The organism is Peribacillus deserti (assembly GCF_016909175.1).
GTDB lineage: Bacteria > Bacillota > Bacilli > Bacillales > DSM-1321 > Paraperibacillus > Paraperibacillus deserti.
This window is the reverse complement of sequence record NZ_JAFBFI010000006.1, coordinates 52275-69739: the sequence shown is the minus strand read 5'-3', so window position 1 is coordinate 69739 and position 17465 is coordinate 52275. Positions and strand designations below refer to the sequence as shown.

Sequence of the window (17465 nt, the reverse complement as noted above, 5' to 3'; positions counted from 1 at the left end):
ATAACTGTTTTGTGCGGCCAGATTAGGATGAGATGAACTCAGTTGTACCCGAGTTTAAAAAAGCACCGTCCTCCGCTTTTGTGGTATCCAGCTCCAAGCTGAGATCCTCGAGTCACAAGCCAACCAGTCTATGGAAGGGAAAGCGCCTTCCACAGCCTGTTCGTCTTGTGCTTGTCGGATCTCTGCCTTCTAAATAAGTTAATGCTACATATGAACGTGGTTTTCATTTGCTCTTGCAACTATCTAAGCTTAGAAGGAACCGCTTTACGCTTTTATAATTGCATTCTCCTCTGTCGCTATATATACTACTATTAGTACCTAGTCATAATAGTTCGGATGGTGACAGTCTACATGCGTCGTAGTAAAAAGGAGCGCCAGCAGATGCTGGTTGAAACAATTCGGGAGAATCCGTTTATTACGGATGAAGAACTGGCGGATAAGTTTACGGTCAGTGTGCAGACTATTCGGCTGGACCGGCTTGAATTATCCATACCGGAGCTGCGGGAACGAATTAAGAGCGTTGCTGAAAACCACTTAAGCGATGAAATTAAAGCATTGCCAATAGATGAGATTATTGGTGAGATTATTGATATAGAATTGGATCAGAGTGCCATCTCTATTTTTGATGTGAAGCATGAACATGTGTTTAAAAGAAATGGCATTGCCAGGGGCCATCATTTGTTTGCTCAGGCTAATTCTCTTGCTGTTGCTGTCATTAATGATGAGCTGGCTTTGACGGCAAAGGCCAGTATTCATTTCACGCGGCAGGTTAAGGAGCATGAGAGAATCGTTGCGAAAGCGAAAGTTATCGATGGCGGGATATCTGGAAGAACTCTAGTTGAGGTAAATAGTTTCGTAGGTCATGAACTGGTGTTTAAAGGCCAATTTGAAATGTACCGCTCTAATTTTGACGAAAAGGATGTATAATATGAGAATTTCGATAGATGCCATGGGAGGCGACCATGCTCCTAAGGAAATAGTTTTAGGCGCAGTTAAAGCTGTGCAAAACTTCCCGGACATAACCATCCAACTTTATGGGAATGAAGGGTTAATACGAGAACATCTTTCTACAAACGAGCGTATTGAAGTGATCCATGCTTCTGAAGAAATCTTGTCTACGGACGAGCCTGTACGGGCGGTACGGAGAAAGAAGAATTCCTCTATGGTGCTTGCTGCTCAAGCTGTGAGTGATGGAAGGTCGGATGCCTGCATTTCAGCAGGGAATACCGGGGCCTTAATGGCTGCAGGTTTGTTTGTAGTCGGCCGGATTGAGGGAATTGAGAGGCCGGCATTATCGCCTACACTTCCAACGATAGAAGGGAATGGGTTTGTTCTTCTGGATGTTGGTGCGAATGCGGATGCCAAACCTGAACATTTAGTTCAGTATGCTTTTATGGGTTCGGCGTATGCTGAAAAGGTAAGAGGAATTGAAAAGCCTCGTGTGGGCCTGCTTAATATAGGCACAGAAGAGAAAAAAGGAAATGACCTGACAAAACAGGCATTTAGCTTATTAAAAGAAACCAGCTTGAATTTTGTAGGAAATGTGGAAGCAAGGGATCTGCTTGATGGCGTTGCGGACGTTGTGATAACCGACGGATTTACAGGAAATATGGTGCTGAAAACACTAGAAGGCACTGCTCTTGGTATGTTTACCATGCTTAAATCCGCTCTAACCAGCAATCTGAAAAGCAAGCTGGCTGCTGCCGTATTAAAGCCTCAATTTAAAGAACTGAAAAATAAATTAGATTACTCCGAGTATGGAGGCGCAGGTTTATTTGGTCTAAAAGCTCCTGTCATTAAAGCGCACGGCTCTTCGGATGCGAATGCGGTGTACAATGCGGTAAGACAGGCAAGAGAAATGGTACAGAATGACGTTAGCGGAACGATTCGCTCAATGATTGAAAAACCATAGGTGTCAGGAGGAAAATTTATTATGGGAAAAATAGCTTTTGTCTTCCCGGGACAAGGATCTCAAACGGCAGGCATGGGAAAAGAGCTGTATGAAAGTCATGAACAGGCGAAAAGGATATTTGATGAGGCAGACAAGAAACTCAGCTTTCCGCTGACACAGTTGATTTTTAACGGGCCGCAGGAAGAACTGACAAAAACAACAAATGCACAGCCTGCCTTGTTAACGGTCAGCACAGCCATTTTGGAAGTGTTAAAAGAAGCAGGAATTCATCCCGATTTCACAGCAGGACACAGTCTTGGGGAGTACTCTGCTCTCGTGGCGTCCGGTGCTATTGATTATAGTGATGCGGTGTTTGCTGTACGAAAAAGAGGTGAATTCATGGAAGCGGCTGTGCCGAATGGACAAGGTTCTATGTCGGCGGTTCTTGGGATGGATCGCGAGAAGCTGGCATCTGTTACTGAAAGCGTGGCACGGGAAGGCCAAGCCGTCCAATTGGCCAATATTAATTGTCCTGGACAGATTGTTATTTCCGGGACAGCTGAAGGGGTACAAAAAGCAGGGGAGCTTGCAAAAGAACAAGGTGCGAAAAGGGTCATTCCTCTCGAAGTGAGCGGTCCGTTTCACTCCGTACTGATGCAGCCGGCTGCCGATAAATTCAAAGACACCCTGGAAAGTATACATATTTCAGAGGCAAATGTGCCTGTTATTTCAAACGTAACGGCAAATTCGATGACATCCCCGCATGAAATAAAAGAACGATTAATCGAGCAGCTTTATTCACCGGTCCTCTGGGAGGATTCTGTACGAACAATGCTGGATTCAGGTGTGGATACATTTATCGAGATAGGCCCTGGGAAAGTCTTGTCAGGCTTAATCAAAAAAATTGACCGCCAGGCTAAAGTGTATGCAATCAGTGATCAAGAAACACTGGAAAAAACTTTGGAAGCGCTAAGGGGGAAAACTGAGTGAAGTTAGCAGACAAAAATGTTCTGATTACTGGAGCATCAAGAGGGATTGGCAGGGAAATTGCTCTTGAAATGGCAAGGGCCGGAGCAAATGTTGCTGTCAATTATGCAGGAAGTGAAGCAAAGGCGCTTGAAGTTGTGGAAGAGATACGAGCGATGGGCAGAGATGCTTTTACGGTCCAATGTGATGTTTCTAATGCAGAAGCGGTAAATGATATGGTGAAACAAACGGCTGAGCGCTTTGGCAGTATTGATGTTCTAGTGAATAATGCGGGCATTACAAAAGATAATCTGCTAATGCGGATGAAGGAAGAGGAATGGGATGATGTGATTAACATTAACCTGAAAGGTGTTTTCCTTTGTACAAAAGCTGTTTCACGCCCAATGATGAAACAAAGAGCCGGGCGGATTATCAATGTTGCTTCTATAGTCGGTGTCAGCGGAAATGCAGGGCAGGCAAACTATGTCGCAGCTAAAGCTGGAGTAATTGGATTAACAAAAACGACCGCAAAAGAGCTTGCTCCAAGAGGGATTTTGGTTAATGCTCTGGCTCCTGGGTTTATTTCTACAGACATGACTGATAAACTAACGGAAGAAACAAAGAACTTAATGCTGTCCCAGATTCCGCTGGCAAGACTTGGAGATCCGGCTGATATTGCAAAAGTGGCGGTTTTCCTGGCATCAGATGATAGTTCTTATATGACAGGCCAGACGCTCCATGTGGATGGCGGCATGGTCATGTAAAAAAAGCAAGAAATCCTTTTCTTGTCCAATTTAGGATTTATTATTTAAACGAAATACTCTATAATGACTTGAGGGGAGGTGAATAATATGGCAGAAGTACTTGAACGCGTAACAAAGATTGTCGTTGACCGTTTAGGAGTCGATGAGTCAGAAGTAAAACTCGAAGCTTCTTTCAAAGACGATCTTGGTGCCGATTCCCTTGATGTAGTTGAGTTGGTTATGGAACTTGAAGATGAATTTGGAATGGAAATTTCAGATGATGACGCAGAAAAAATCGTCACAGTTGGAGATGCTGTGAATTACATACAAAGCACTATGTAATCCGGTTTCTAGAATGCCTCAAGAAAGCTCCGTAAAATACGGAGCTTTCTTTCAAATTATCTGAGAGTGTAGTTCTTTTATTCGCTTTTAAACATTAAAGGTGAATAAAAGCACTACGTAACTTGGCTTTTAGAGCCAAGTTTTTGGTTTTTTAATAGTTATTTTGGAAAATTAGTTACAAGGATTAAGATTTTTTAATTGGCGGAGGATTCTATGAGAAGGAATGGCAGGAAATACAAAACATCACAAAAAGAGTTCATTTTTAAAAGCTTTCAAGACAAACTTGGATTTCAGTTCACAAATGAATCGCTTTTACAACAGGCATTTACCCATTCATCTTATGTGAATGAGCATCGACGCAAGCCGTATGAGGATAATGAAAGGCTTGAATTTTTAGGTGACGCTGTGCTCGAATTAACTGTATCTCAATACTTATTTAAAAAATATGCAACCATGTCAGAAGGTGAACTTACCAAACTGCGTGCTGCTATCGTCTGCGAGCCATCCCTTGTGGGTTTTGCTCTTGACCTTTCATTTGGAGAGCTGATTCTGCTTGGTAAAGGGGAAGAAATGACAGGCGGACGCACAAGACCCGCACTTCTTGCTGACGTTTTTGAAGCATTCATTGGAGCCCTTTATTTGGACCAGGGACTTGAAGCAGTTGTACAGTTTTTAGAAAAAACAGTGTTTCCTAAAATTAATGAGGGTGCTTTTTCTCATGTGATGGATTATAAAAGCCAGCTGCAGGAACTCATCCAGCGGGATGGTTCTGGTATTCTTGAATATAAAATTCTGCATGAAAAAGGGCCAGCCCACAACCGCGAGTTCGTGTCAACCGTATTATTAAGCGGAGAAGAGCTTGGAACTGGTTCAGGCAGGTCTAAAAAGGAAGCTGAGCAGCGGGCTGCGCAGGAAGCAATGCGAAAATTGAAAGACAACAAGGAAGCTTAATCACAGAAATTTGACATAAAGGAGGAAATGGTATGTTCCTCAAAAGGTTGGACGTAGTAGGTTTTAAATCCTTTGCCGAACGAATAGGCGTGGAATTTGTTCCAGGTGTGACTGCCGTCGTAGGACCAAACGGAAGCGGAAAGAGCAATATCATAGATTCAATACGCTGGGTGCTCGGGGAACAATCTGCTAAATCACTCCGCGGCGGAAAGATGGAGGACATCATCTTTGCAGGAAGTGATTCCCGAAAAGCATTGAATTTTGCTGAGGTTACTTTAACTCTTGATAATGAAAAGCACTTCCTTCCCCTTGACTATCAGGAAGTAAGTGTAACAAGAAGGGTGTACCGGTCAGGAGACAGTGAATTCTTTATTAATAAACAGCCTTGCCGTCTGAAAGATATTATTAATCTATTTATGGATTCAGGACTTGGAAAAGAAGCATTCTCCATCATTAGCCAGGGTAAAGTGGAAGAAATACTGAGCAGTAAGCCTGAAGAGAGACGCTCTATATTCGAAGAGGCAGCAGGTGTTCTGAAATATAAAAACCGGAAGAAAAAAGCAGAACATAAGCTTTATGAAACGCAGGATAATCTTAATAGAGTGCAGGACATCATCCACGAGCTTGAAAGCCAGGTTGAACCACTAAAGATTCAAGCTTCTATTGCAAAAGAATATTTGGAAAAGAAAGAAGATCTTAAGCAGTTCGAAGTGGGTTTGACCGTTTATGAAATAGAATCTCTACATAAAAAGTGGGAAGTTTTATCAAGTGAATATGAGCAGCACAAAGACCTTGAGCTGAAATCCAGTGCGGAACTTCAAAAGAAAGAAGCGCTTGTAGAGCAGAGCTGGGATCAAATGACGGCCCTTGATGAATCGATTAATTCACTGCAGGATGTTCTCCTGCATGTAAGTGAAGAATTAGAGAAGCTTGAAGGCCGCAAAGAGGTTCTTAAGGAAAGAAAGAAAAATGCCGCCCAGAATAAGCAGCAGCTTGAAAAAGCGAAGGAAGCTGCTTATGACAGGCTTCAAATATTGGGTGAAGAGGAACAGAACGAGAAGCATTCTCTAGCTGCTCTTGAGGCTGCCGTTAAAGAACTGCAAATCCAATTAAATGAAAAACAAAAGGAAATGTCACTCCTTAAAGTAAATGTGGAAGAAACGATAGAGGCCTTAAAAAGCGATTATATAGATTGGCTGAATAAGCAGGCTGCTGCGAAAAATGAGTATCAGCTTATTGAACAGCAGCTTCGCCAAGCTGCTTCAAGAACCAGCCGTCTTGATGAAGAAAATGCTAAGCATGTATCAGAGCGAAATCGGATCCATGATATAAAAACAAGGCTTGCAGATGAGTTAGCACAGCTTCAAGCCAAGATGGAAGAACAAATTCATTCATTTAGAAGCCAGCAGAATCAATTGGAAAATCTAAAAAACAATTACCAGAAACAAGAAAAAACGCTTTACCAGGCTTTTCAATATCTTCAGCAGGCTAAATCAAGAAAAGAAATGCTTGAAGAAATGGAAGAGGATTATGCTGGGTTTTTCCAAGGTGTAAAAGAGATTTTAAAGGCTAAAAATACGGTGCTTCAAGGGATCGAAGGAGCGGTGGCAGAGCTTGTACAAGTTCCTAGGGAATACCAGACTGCCATTGAAATTGCTCTTGGCGGCGCAGCTCAGCATGTTGTGGTAAATAATGAAGAAAATGCTAGACGGGCAATTGGATTCTTAAAGAAGAATTCTTATGGCCGGGCAACCTTTCTTCCTCTGACTGCTATTAAAGCAAAAACTGTTCCTTATTCGGTTATTAAACAAATAGAAAATTCACCAGCGTTTGTCGGACAGGCTTCTTCCTTAATTTCCTTTGATCCTAAATATGAGGATGTTATAGGAAATCTTTTAGGAACAATTATTGTCACAGCGGACCTGCGAGGTGCGAATGAGCTGGCAAAAATCACAGGTCATCGCTACCGGTTTGTAACCCTTGATGGAGACGTAGTAAATCCAGGCGGATCTATGACCGGGGGAGCCGTTAAGCAAAAAAACGCATCCCTATTATCTAGAAAAGGTGAATTGGAAGACCTGAAGAAAAAGCTGGGTGACATGGAGGATAAAACTTCTAAGCTTCAGCAGCATGTTAAGGTTCTTAAGAATGATGTACAAGCCCAGGAATTAAACCTTGAAGAAATCCGGACCAACGGGGAAAAACTCCGGCTGTCAGAGCAGTCCTTAAAAGGAGAGATCCGCGAAGTCGAGGTTCAGGAGAAGAATATTAATGATCGGCTTTCTGTGTACGATCTGGAAAAAATGTCTGCGCAGGAAGAAAATAATGCGAGGGTGAACCGCCTTCAAGAAGTGAAAAAAATGATTGCTTCCTGTGAAGAAGAAATCCTCAAGTTAAATGAAGAAATTACGATGCTGACTGAGCAAAAACAAAACCAGGCCACCTCCAGGGAAGCCTTAACTGAAGAATTGAATGAGCTTAAAATTGAGCTGGCAACCAAAAAAGAACAGCTGCAGCATCAAAGGGATAAATTCAGCAGAATTGTTGAAGAGAAGACAAATTTGAAATACAAATACGCGGAGTATTCCGAGGATTTATCCTTGCTGCAGAATGAAATGGAAAGTGACTTTAGCGGTGAGAACCAGCTGGAGGAAGCAGCAAAGCATAAGCTGAAGGAAAAAAATGAAACGATAATGCTTATTTCCGAGAGAAGGCAGGAAAGACTTAATCTTCATGCCGAATTAGAAACTGAAGAAATCCGCTTAAAAGAGCTGAAGCGCCAGTATAAGGGGTTAACAGAAGCACTAAAGGATGAAGAGGTCAAGCTGAACAGGCTGGATGTGGAACTTGATAACAAGCTCGTTCATTTGCAGAAAGAATATTTCCTTTCTTTCGAGGCGGCGAAAGAAAACCATCCGCTGGCTATTCCTGCTGAAGAGGCAAGAAAGAAAGTTAAGCTTATAAAAATGGCGATCGAAGAGCTTGAACCTGTGAATATTGGTGCAATTGATGAATATGCAAGGGTCTCAGAGCGGTATGAGTTTCTTCTGGAGCAGAAGAATGATCTACAAGAAGCTAAAGATACTTTATTCCAAGTTATTGGGGAAATGGATGAAGAAATGAAACGGAGATTCCATTCTTCTTTTTATGCGATTAAAGATCAGTTTGCCCACGTCTTTCCGGCGTTATTTGGCGGCGGCAGGGCGGAGCTCAAGCTGACAGAGCCCCAGGACCTTCTTAACACGGGTGTCGAAATAGTGGCTCAGCCTCCTGGCAAAAAGCTCCAGAATTTAGGTCTGCTTTCAGGTGGAGAACGAGCGTTAACTGCTATTGCCCTGTTATTTGCTATATTAAAAGTGAGGCCGGTGCCATTCTGCATCTTAGATGAAGTCGAGGCTGCATTGGATGATGCGAACGTTTATCGTTTCAGCCAGTACTTAAAGAAGTTCAGTAAGGAAACTCAATTTATTGTGATTACTCATAGAAAAGGAACAATGGAGGAAGCTGATGTCCTATATGGTGTAACCATGCAGGAATCAGGCGTTTCTAAACTGGTATCTGTTAGACTGCACGAATCGAAGGAACTGGTTCAATCTTAAAAAGGATGTGTTCAAATGAGTTTTTTTAAAAAGCTAAAGGATAAATTTACTCACCAGACAGATACTGTTACGGATAAATTTAAAGAAGGTCTTACGAAAACCCGTAATTCTTTTACTGGAAGAGTAAATGATCTTGTTGCGCGCTATAGAAAAGTGGATGAAGATTTTTTTGAAGAGCTGGAAGAAATTCTTTTTCAGGCAGACGTAGGCTATGAAACGGTTGAAATGCTTATTGACGAACTGAAAATGGAGGTCAAGCGAAAGAATATTCAGGATCCTGCAGATGTGCAGTCTGTTATTTCAGAAAAATTGGTTGACATTTACCAGGGAGCAAGCTCAGCTTCTGTTGACTTGAATATGCAGGAAGGCAGTCTTACAGTCATTCTGTTCGTAGGTGTGAACGGCGTAGGTAAAACGACGACGATTGGAAAGCTCGCTCACCGATTCAAACAAGAGGGCAAAAAAGTCATTCTGGCTGCAGGAGATACATTCAGAGCTGGTGCTATCGAGCAGCTTGAGGTATGGGGTGAACGTGTCGGCGTTGAGGTTGTAAAACAGGCTGCAGGATCGGATCCGGCTGCTGTTATGTTCGATTCACTGCAGGCAGCAAAAGCACGCGGGGCGGATGTTCTTCTTTGCGATACAGCAGGACGCCTTCAGAATAAGGTTAATCTTATGAAGGAGCTTGAAAAGGTTAAGAGAGTAATTGAAAGAGAAGTTCCCGGTGCTCCTCATGAAGTGCTTTTAGTACTTGATGCGACAACTGGACAAAACGCATTAATACAGGCAAAAACCTTTAAAGAAGCTACGGATGTTACGGGTATTGTCCTTTCAAAACTCGATGGCACAGCTAAAGGCGGGATTGTCCTGGCCATCAGAAATGAACTGGAAATACCGGTTAAGCTTGTCGGTCTCGGCGAAAAAATGGATGATCTGCAAGAGTTTGATCCTGAGAAATATGTATACGGTTTGTTCGCGAATGTTATCGAAAAGGGAACTGAAGAATAATAAGTTTGCTTTTAGCACCCTGCGTCAGCAGGGTGTTTTTTTTGCAGAGGATGAAGGGAGCATATTAAAGATTGGCTGTAAAGACTTTTTCTTGACATTCGATCTTCTTTTATGTAAACTATTATTTTGTAAAGGGTTTTCACTTAACACAAGGGAGGGGAGCCCAATTGCTCGAAAAAACAACGCGAATGAATTATCTTTATGATTTCTATTACTCGCTGTTAACAGAGAAACAACAGAGCTATATGTCACTCTACTATCTAGATGACTACTCCCTTGGAGAGATAGCTGAAAAGTATGAGGTCAGCCGTCAAGCAGTCTATGATAACATAAAGAGAACAGAAGCAATGCTTGAAGAATATGAATCAAAACTATCATTATTTCAAAAATTTCAAGAGCGAAAAAAAATAGCTGCAGCTATAAGAACCTTTATAGACAGCGGCAGCTCCTCTAAAGAGCAAATATTGGACGCTTTATCCTCGCTCGAGGAACTGGATTAGGAGGCGGCATATTATGGCATTCGAAAGTTTAGCCGACCGACTGCAGAATACGTTTCAGAAAATTCGGGGCAAAGGCAAAGTTAATGAAGCAGACGTAAAGGAAATGATGAGGGAAGTCCGCCTTGCCTTACTGGAAGCGGATGTTAACTTTAAAGTGGTTAAGGACTTTGTTAAGAAGGTCAGCGAGCGTGCCGTAGGGCAGGAAGTTTTAAAAAGCCTTTCGCCGGGCCAGCAGGTCATTAAGGTAGTTCAGGAAGAACTAACCGCGCTGATGGGCGGCGAACAAAGCAAGATTGCAGTATCTAACCGTCCTCCTACCGTTATTATGATGGTTGGTTTGCAAGGGGCCGGTAAAACAACAACAACAGGCAAGCTTGCTAATCTCCTCAGGAAGAAATATAACAGAAAGCCTTTATTAGTTGCTGCAGATATTTACCGTCCAGCCGCAATTAAACAGCTTGAAACCCTAGGGAAACAGCTTAGCTTTCCTGTATTCTCTCTCGGTGACCAGGTAAGCCCTGTTGAAATTGCCAGGCAGGCAATTGCTAAAGCCAAAGAGGACCATCATGATTATGTTTTAATCGATACGGCAGGCCGACTGCACGTAGATGAAACATTGATGGGTGAGCTTAAGGAGATCCAGCAGCTGGCAAATCCTGATGAAATATTTCTAGTTGTTGATGCCATGACCGGCCAGGATGCGGTAAATGTTGCCCAGAGCTTTAATGAGCAGCTAGGTTTAACCGGTGTGGTCCTGACCAAGCTTGATGGAGATACAAGAGGCGGAGCTGCTCTTTCCATACGTGCAGTTACACAAACTCCTATTAAGTTTGTCGGTATGGGTGAAAAAATGGATGCTTTAGAAACATTCCACCCTGAAAGAATGGCTTCACGGATACTAGGGATGGGGGACGTTTTAACATTAATTGAAAAAGCCCAGGCCAATGTGGATACTGAAAAGGCTAAAGAGCTTGAACAAAAAATGAGAACCATGTCCTTTACATTCGACGATTTTCTGGATCAGCTGGGACAAGTGCGCTCTATGGGCCCTCTTGACGACCTTCTAAAAATGCTTCCCGGGGCAAACAAAATGAAAGGCCTTAACAACGTCTCCATTGATGAAAAGCAAATTGGACGTGTTGAAGCGATCATTCGTTCCATGACTAAGCTTGAAAAAGAACAGCCTGAAGCGATTAATGCCGGTCGAAAAAAGAGAATTGCAAAAGGAAGCGGAACAACCATACAGGAAGTAAACCGCTTGATCAAACAGTTCGATGATATGAAAAAAATGATGAAACAAATGACCAATATGCAAAAAGGCAAGAAAAAAGGCGGCTTTAAGCTTCCTTTCATGTAAGGAGTTTTTAACTGTTAAGAAAAAAACCTTTACAAGCTGTTATGTGTTTGGTAATATATTATCTTGTGTGAAACTATTCGGAGGTGCTTATATAAAATGGCAGTAAAAATTCGTTTAAAACGTATGGGAGCTAAAAAGTCTCCTTTCTATCGTATTGTAGTTGCAGATTCTCGTGCTCCACGTGACGGTCGTTCTATTGAAACGATCGGAACTTACAACCCAGTAACTCAACCAGCTACTGTAAACATCAATGATGAACTAGCTCTTAAGTGGATGCAAAATGGTGCAAAGCCATCTGACACAGTACGTAACTTGTTCTCTCAACAAGGCATTATGGAAAAATTCCACAATGCTAAAAACAGCAAGTAATCCATTCTTGCCATGAAGGAATTAATCCAAACAATTGTAAAGCCTCTTGTTGATCATCCTGACGACGTACAGGTAACTGTTCATGAAGCGGATGAAAAAACGATCTATTCCTTATCTGTGAATAAAAGCGATATGGGAAAAGTAATCGGCAAGCAAGGGCGTGTAGCTAAGGCGATTCGTACTGTAGTCTATGCAGCAGGATCATCACAGCACAAGAAAATTTATTTGGAGATATCCGAATAAAAGGAGGGTATTATACCCTCCTTTTTTGCTATATATTAATTTAAGTTCAACTAGTACCATATGACTGTTTCATGCCGATAAGTGCAGAGCAGCTTAAAATATATAGCTGCGACTGAAAAAATAGACTTAGACCTGATATAATTACATAAGAACTGAACAGAGAATTCATTTCTCTTTGATAAAAATGAGCTGGGACCACCTGCATACATGAGCGGCGCAATCATGATTTGCTTTTTCAAATCGAGCAATCTGAGGGAAAATTACATGAATGCCCGTTCGAAGAAGTGCGGCGAAAAATATGATCTGTTATCAAAAATAAATGAGCTGTTCTTTAAAATAAATGAGCCCTGCTCGAAAAAATATGAGCCGATATTTCGAATCATCGAAATAATGAGCGGCGCATTGATAAATCGAGTGATGACAAGTATGCTCGGCCGAAAATATCTTGAAAAATAAATAAGCCAAACCTCTTTGCTTATCAAAAACAACTGCTTATCCATGCGCTCCTGCAGCTTACACGGCTGATTAATTAGCGCGAGGGGCAAAATGACTGCAATTCAATGTCATTTGTGCAGCCATATAATTTAAATCAAAAAGGTATACATATTTTTTCAAGTAAAATGTTATAGCAAGGAGGCGCTGGAAATTGAATATTCTTCAAACGGTTACTGTCAATCATGTATTAACCGAAACCAGCAAGAATCGGCTCCTGGATAAATATAATCAGAGCAAAAGGCAGCTTCTTAAGGAATGTGATCAGCTGCGCTTTGAACTAAGAAAATTAGAGAGAACAAAAAAATTTCAGCCTGGAAGTTTAAAAGCTCATTATGAGAAGGAAATTAACAAAAGACAAGAAAAAGCAAAAATGCTCGACTTTCAGCTCGAGCAGCTTGAAATTCTGCCGCTGGGCAGTGAACTGAAGGATCGAGAAGTACAGGCCATTGTGAATGTAGAAGTTGGACAGAGCTGGGATGAGGCGGCCCTGTCTAAAACGATCGTAGTGACAGATGGAATCATAACTGAAATACGTTAAAGGTGAGGATCTTTATGGATAAATGGTTTAATGTGGGGAAAATTGTGAACACACATGGCATCAAAGGTGAAGTACGGGTTATTTCTAAGACAGATTTTGCTGAGGAAAGATACAAAAGCGGGAATAAGTTGTTCTTCTTTGCTGAAAGAAGCAAGGAGCCAATGGAATTAACAGTAAAATCCCACAGGAAACATAAAAACTTTGACCTGTTGACCTTTGAGGAATTTAATAATGTAAACCAGGTGGAAAGCCTAAAAGGCGGCCTGCTGAAGGTTCCTGAAAACCAGCTGCATGACCTTGAAGAAGGCGAGTTTTATTATCACCAAATCATCGGCTGCATGGTTTCAACGCTAGAGGGAGAAGAGATTGGCAAGATTAGTGAGGTGCTGGCTCCTGGTGCGAATGATGTATGGGTCGTCAAAGGAAAAAGAGGCAAAGAAATATTGATTCCTTATATCGATGAAATTGTGAAAGAAATCGATATCGACAATAAACAAATTAAAATTCTTCCTATGGAAGGGCTGTTAGATTAATGAGGATAGATGTTTTAAGCTTATTTCCCGAGATGTTTGAGGGAGTGCTAGGCAGTTCGATTCTAAAAAAAGCAGCTGAAAAAGAGGCAGTTTCCTATAAGGTTACAAATTTCCGGGATTATGCTGACAATAAACACCATACAGTGGATGACTATCCGTATGGCGGCGGTGCCGGAATGGTTTTGAAGCCGCAGCCGATCTTTGATGCTGTAACTGCAATGAAGGAATCCACCGGGAGCAAACCACGGGTCATTCTTATGTGTCCACAAGGAGAAAAATATACTCAATATAAAGCTGAGGAACTATCTAAAGAAGAACATTTAATCTTTATCTGCGGCCATTATGAAGGCTACGACGAGCGGATCAGGACCCATATCATAACGGATGAAATTTCCATAGGGGATTATGTGCTGACCGGAGGGGAACTTGGGGCGATGGTTGTGATAGACAGTGTTGTCAGGCTGCTGCCAGGCGTCCTTGGAAATGAAGAGTCACCTGTAAAAGATTCGTTTTCTTCAGGACTGCTTGAGCATCCGCATTATACGAGACCAGCAGACTTTAGAGGAATCAAGGTTCCGGATATCCTGTTATCAGGCAACCATGCTCTGATCGAGGAATGGAGAATAAAAGAATCCCTGAGAAGAACCCTGACTAGAAGGCCTGATCTGCTTGAGAATTTCCCGCTTGGCGACAAGGAAAAAAAGTGGCTCGATGAATTAAAAAAAGAAGAAAAATAACATTGCATATCTAAGCCCGCTATGTTAATATATTCTTTGTGGCTTGGGCGTTCCGGGCTTTATTAAGATGTTCCGCTGCAATCATATATATTGGAATGAGCATCTGGTGGAAGGAGTTGAAAACGATGCAACAATTAATTGAAGAAATCACAAAAGACCAATTGAAATCTGATCTTCCTGCGTTCCGTCCTGGTGATACTGTACGTGTTCACGTTAAGGTTATCGAGGGAACTCGCGAACGTATTCAGCTATTTGAAGGTGTTGTGATTAAGCGTCGTGGTGGTGGAATCAGCGAAACATTCACAGTTCGTAAGGTTTCTTACGGTGTAGGTGTTGAGCGTACATTCCCTGTACACACGCCAAAGATCGCTACTTTAGAAGTAGTACGCCGCGGTAAAGTACGCCGTGCTAAGCTATACTATCTTCGTAACCTTCGTGGTAAAGCAGCTCGTATTAAAGAGATTCGCCGCTAATATTTTCAGCCGGGATCGTATCCGGAAGCTGAAATTATATCAAAAAAAGAGCTTGTCTATGCAGGCTCTTTTTTTAATGGTTCTTTAAAGCAATAAGCTCTTTGCGAACTAAAAGGTGCAGGTATCCATTTTCAGGTTATTCCTAATCAATCCGAGAAAGCATGGATGGTAAACTCGCTGGATGCAGCTTTTTTTACATAAATTTATTGACCGTTAGGCGTTTTTAAGCGTTTATTTTTCTTTCATAGTGTAAAATAAAGCAGTATGATGATTTATAGAAAGCTTTATAGGCGGTGGAGATTGAATGACAAAAAAGAAAAATGAAGTTTGGGAATGGACAAAAGCTCTGATTATCGCTGTTTTGCTTGCAGCAGTTATCCGCTATTTTTTCTTTGCTCCGATTGTGGTAGATGGGTTATCTATGATGCCTACTCTACACGATAAAGACAGAATGATAGTGAATAAAATAGGCTATACTGTAGGCAAGCCAAAGCGGTTTGATATTATAGTGTTCCATGCTCCTGAAGGCAAAGACTACATAAAACGTGTCATTGGGCTCCCGGGAGATAAAGTTGAGTACAAAAACGATATCCTTTATGTGAATGGTAAAGCCTATAAAGAACCTTATCTTGAGCAATATAAGAGAGAGGTCATGGACGGGCCGCTGACAGAGCCTTTTACACTTAAAGATTATATTAACCGTGATACAGTTCCGGAAAACCAGTTATTCGTTATGGGGGACAATAGACGGAATAGCAGGGATTCAAGGCAGATTGGCACGGTACCAATGCAAAAGGTACTAGGAAAAACCAGCCTGGTGTACTGGCCGATAGAAGATTTTAGAAGCGTAGCATATCAGAAGAACTAGAAAAGTTGGTGAATGCTGTGAATATACAGTGGTTCCCTGGCCATATGGCCAAAGCAAGAAGGGAAGTTACAGAAAAGTTAAAGCTTGTAGATATTATTTTTGAGCTGGTTGATGCCCGAATTCCTGCATCCTCCAGAAATCCAATGATAGACGAAATTGTTTCCCACAAGCCCAGATTGATTCTGCTGAATAAAGCAGATTTAGCGGACAAAGAAAAAACAAGAGAATGGCTTCAGTATTTTGAAGCAAAAGGACAACATGCCATTGCTATTAATTCCCAGGCAGGAAGCGGCTTGAATAAAATCCTGTCCGCTTCAAAGGAAATATTAAAAGAAAAGTTCGACAAGATGAGATCGCGGGGAATTAATCCAAGGGCAATCCGCGCCATGATCATCGGCATTCCAAATGTAGGCAAATCCACTCTCATAAACCGGCTGGCAAAGAAAAATATTGCCAAAACGGGTAATATGCCTGGTGTAACAAAAGCACAGCAGTGGATTAAGGTAGGGAAAGAAATGGAGCTATTAGATACTCCGGGAATTCTTTGGCCGAAATTTGAAGACCAGGAAGTAGGGCTTAAGCTGGCTGTAACGGGTGCTATAAAAGATACTCTCTTAAATCAGCATGAATTGGCGGTATATGCCCTGCGCTTTTTAGAAGCTGAATATCCAAATAGACTAAAAGAGCGGTATAATTTGGAATCCATACCGGAGGATGTAGTGGAGCTTTTTGACACGATCGGTATTTTCAGGGGAGTTTTAGCTGGAAAAGGCCTTGTGGATTATGACAAAACAGCAGAACTTATCATTAGGGAGCTCAGGTCTGATAAAATGGGTCCTATAACTCTTGAAGTTCCTGAAGTACTAGAAACACTGGAAGCTTAATTAAGCCGGGAAACCGTGTTAATTTCGGTACCTTTCTGCCTGAAAACAGGAATGCCTGACTATCACGTATATGCAGAAATATCAAATCGAATACCATGAAGGGCCTGAATCCTCAACATTTTATCTGCTGGGTCAGGCCCTTTAAGTTTGTGGCAGAATGCCGATAAATAAATAAGGATGAAGTAAATGATATCGAGATTAACTACAAGTGACGTGGCTGAAAAACTAAAGGCCATTTCTAATATAGAGGATCCTTTTTTACTTACATGCATGGAAGATGACCGCAAAGGGATTGTAAATCTAGCGGTTAAAAAGAGACGTGAATTAGAAAAGGACCTGGCTGCCAGGGAAAAATTTAACGAGATGAGTATATATGAAAATAGACTTCGAAAAGAAGGCTTCAGTCTGATTGCTGGAATTGATGAAGTAGGGCGGGGGCCGCTGGCTGGCCCGGTTGTTGCAGCCTCGGTCATTCTGCCTGAAGGCTTCTTTCTAAAGGGCTTGAATGATTCCAAGCAAATACCCAAGAATAAGCTTGAGGCCTTTGCTGAATATATCAAAAGCAAAGCGGTTGCAATCGGCATAGGTGTGATTGACTCGGCTGAAATTGATGAAATCAATATCTATCAAGCTGCAAAAAAAGCAATGAATATAAGCGTAGCCAGACTTTCAGTAAACCCTGATTATTTACTGATTGATGCTATGAAGCTGTCTGCTCCATATCCTCAAGAATCGATCATTAAAGGGGATTCAGCTAGTATTTCCATTGCTGCTGCTTCTATCATTGCAAAAGTAGCCCGTGATCGAATGATGATAGAGTTCGGAATCCAATTCCCCCAATATAAATTCGAGAAAAATGCCGGCTATGGTACTCCGGAGCATTTGGCAGCTTTAAAAGAATGCGGCCCTTCACCGCTGCATAGAAAAAGCTTTGCTCCGGTGAAGGAATATATAACTGTAAAATAGAC

Annotated in this window: 20 protein-coding genes; all 20 read left to right on the top strand. The window is 41.8% G+C overall.

The window, feature by feature from the left end; genetic code table 11:
• The first annotated feature begins 351 nt into the window (after positions 1–351).
• The 20 genes from fapR (at position 352) to JOC77_RS08195 (ending at position 17463) form a co-directional block, all read left to right on the top strand.
• The gene (fapR, locus tag JOC77_RS08290) at positions 352–927 is read left to right on the top strand and encodes a transcription factor FapR (RefSeq protein ID WP_204541530.1); all 576 of its coding nucleotides are present in this window, start codon (positions 352–354) and stop codon (positions 925–927) included.
• Position 928: 1 nt separating this feature from the next.
• On the top strand, positions 929–1912 hold the full coding sequence (gene plsX, locus JOC77_RS08285) for a phosphate acyltransferase PlsX (RefSeq protein ID WP_204541527.1): 984 nt from the start codon (positions 929–931) through the stop codon (positions 1910–1912).
• Between the two features lie 21 nt (positions 1913–1933).
• The gene (fabD, locus tag JOC77_RS08280) at positions 1934–2881 is read left to right on the top strand and encodes an ACP S-malonyltransferase (protein ID WP_204541524.1); all 948 of its coding nucleotides are present in this window, start codon (positions 1934–1936) and stop codon (positions 2879–2881) included.
• Positions 2878–3621: a 3-oxoacyl-[acyl-carrier-protein] reductase gene (gene fabG / locus JOC77_RS08275; protein ID WP_204541522.1), complete on the top strand. Its 744-nt coding sequence runs from the start codon at positions 2878–2880 to the stop codon at positions 3619–3621. The genes fabD and fabG overlap by 4 nt, the downstream gene beginning before the upstream one ends.
• Positions 3622–3708: 87 nt before the next feature.
• Positions 3709–3942: an acyl carrier protein gene (locus tag JOC77_RS08270; RefSeq protein ID WP_026692526.1), complete on the top strand. Its 234-nt coding sequence runs from the start codon at positions 3709–3711 to the stop codon at positions 3940–3942.
• A 213-nt stretch (positions 3943–4155) separates the two neighbouring features.
• Positions 4156–4893, top strand: coding sequence for a ribonuclease III (gene rnc, locus JOC77_RS08265; RefSeq protein ID WP_204541519.1), 738 nt, complete (start codon positions 4156–4158; stop codon positions 4891–4893).
• A 32-nt stretch (positions 4894–4925) separates the two neighbouring features.
• Entirely contained in the window at positions 4926–8492 is a 3567-nt protein-coding gene (smc, locus tag JOC77_RS08260; RefSeq protein WP_204541516.1) for a chromosome segregation protein SMC, read from the top strand.
• A 15-nt stretch (positions 8493–8507) separates the two neighbouring features.
• A complete protein-coding gene (ftsY, locus tag JOC77_RS08255; protein WP_204541501.1) occupies positions 8508–9500 on the top strand; it encodes a signal recognition particle-docking protein FtsY in 993 nt (330 codons plus the stop codon).
• Positions 9501–9667: 167 nt separating this feature from the next.
• Positions 9668–10000 carry a putative DNA-binding protein gene (locus JOC77_RS08250; RefSeq protein WP_204541498.1) on the top strand — a complete coding sequence of 111 codons (333 nt, stop codon included), beginning with the start codon at positions 9668–9670 and terminating at the stop codon, positions 9998–10000.
• 13 nt (positions 10001–10013) lie between these two features.
• The gene (gene ffh / locus JOC77_RS08245) at positions 10014–11357 is read left to right on the top strand and encodes a signal recognition particle protein (protein ID WP_204541464.1); all 1344 of its coding nucleotides are present in this window, start codon (positions 10014–10016) and stop codon (positions 11355–11357) included.
• Positions 11358–11453: 96 nt separating this feature from the next.
• Complete coding sequence (gene rpsP, locus JOC77_RS08240; RefSeq protein WP_101641467.1) at positions 11454–11726, top strand: 30S ribosomal protein S16; 273 nt, start codon at positions 11454–11456, stop codon at positions 11724–11726.
• 12 nt (positions 11727–11738) lie between these two features.
• Positions 11739–11969 carry a KH domain-containing protein gene (locus JOC77_RS08235; protein ID WP_204541461.1) on the top strand — a complete coding sequence of 77 codons (231 nt, stop codon included), beginning with the start codon at positions 11739–11741 and terminating at the stop codon, positions 11967–11969.
• Positions 11970–12233: 264 nt separating this feature from the next.
• Positions 12234–12425: a hypothetical protein gene (locus JOC77_RS08230; RefSeq protein ID WP_204541459.1), complete on the top strand. Its 192-nt coding sequence runs from the start codon at positions 12234–12236 to the stop codon at positions 12423–12425.
• Between the two features lie 190 nt (positions 12426–12615).
• Positions 12616–13002 (top strand): YlqD family protein, encoded by a 387-nt coding sequence (locus JOC77_RS08225; protein WP_204541456.1) that lies wholly within the window; start codon positions 12616–12618, stop codon positions 13000–13002.
• A 14-nt stretch (positions 13003–13016) separates the two neighbouring features.
• Positions 13017–13535: a ribosome maturation factor RimM gene (rimM, locus tag JOC77_RS08220; RefSeq protein WP_204541453.1), complete on the top strand. Its 519-nt coding sequence runs from the start codon at positions 13017–13019 to the stop codon at positions 13533–13535.
• A complete protein-coding gene (gene trmD, locus JOC77_RS08215; RefSeq protein ID WP_204541450.1) occupies positions 13535–14272 on the top strand; it encodes a tRNA (guanosine(37)-N1)-methyltransferase TrmD in 738 nt (245 codons plus the stop codon). The genes rimM and trmD overlap by 1 nt, the downstream gene beginning before the upstream one ends.
• Before the next feature lie 125 nt (positions 14273–14397).
• Complete coding sequence (gene rplS, locus JOC77_RS08210) at positions 14398–14745, top strand: 50S ribosomal protein L19 (protein ID WP_101641460.1); 348 nt, start codon at positions 14398–14400, stop codon at positions 14743–14745.
• A gap of 304 nt (positions 14746–15049) precedes the next feature.
• A complete protein-coding gene (gene lepB / locus JOC77_RS08205) occupies positions 15050–15613 on the top strand; it encodes a signal peptidase I (protein ID WP_204541448.1) in 564 nt (187 codons plus the stop codon).
• 17 nt (positions 15614–15630) lie between these two features.
• On the top strand, positions 15631–16497 hold the full coding sequence (ylqF, locus tag JOC77_RS08200; protein WP_204541445.1) for a ribosome biogenesis GTPase YlqF: 867 nt from the start codon (positions 15631–15633) through the stop codon (positions 16495–16497).
• Between the two features lie 189 nt (positions 16498–16686).
• On the top strand, positions 16687–17463 hold the full coding sequence (locus JOC77_RS08195; protein ID WP_204542041.1) for a ribonuclease HII: 777 nt from the start codon (positions 16687–16689) through the stop codon (positions 17461–17463).
• Positions 17464–17465 lie beyond the last annotated feature (2 nt).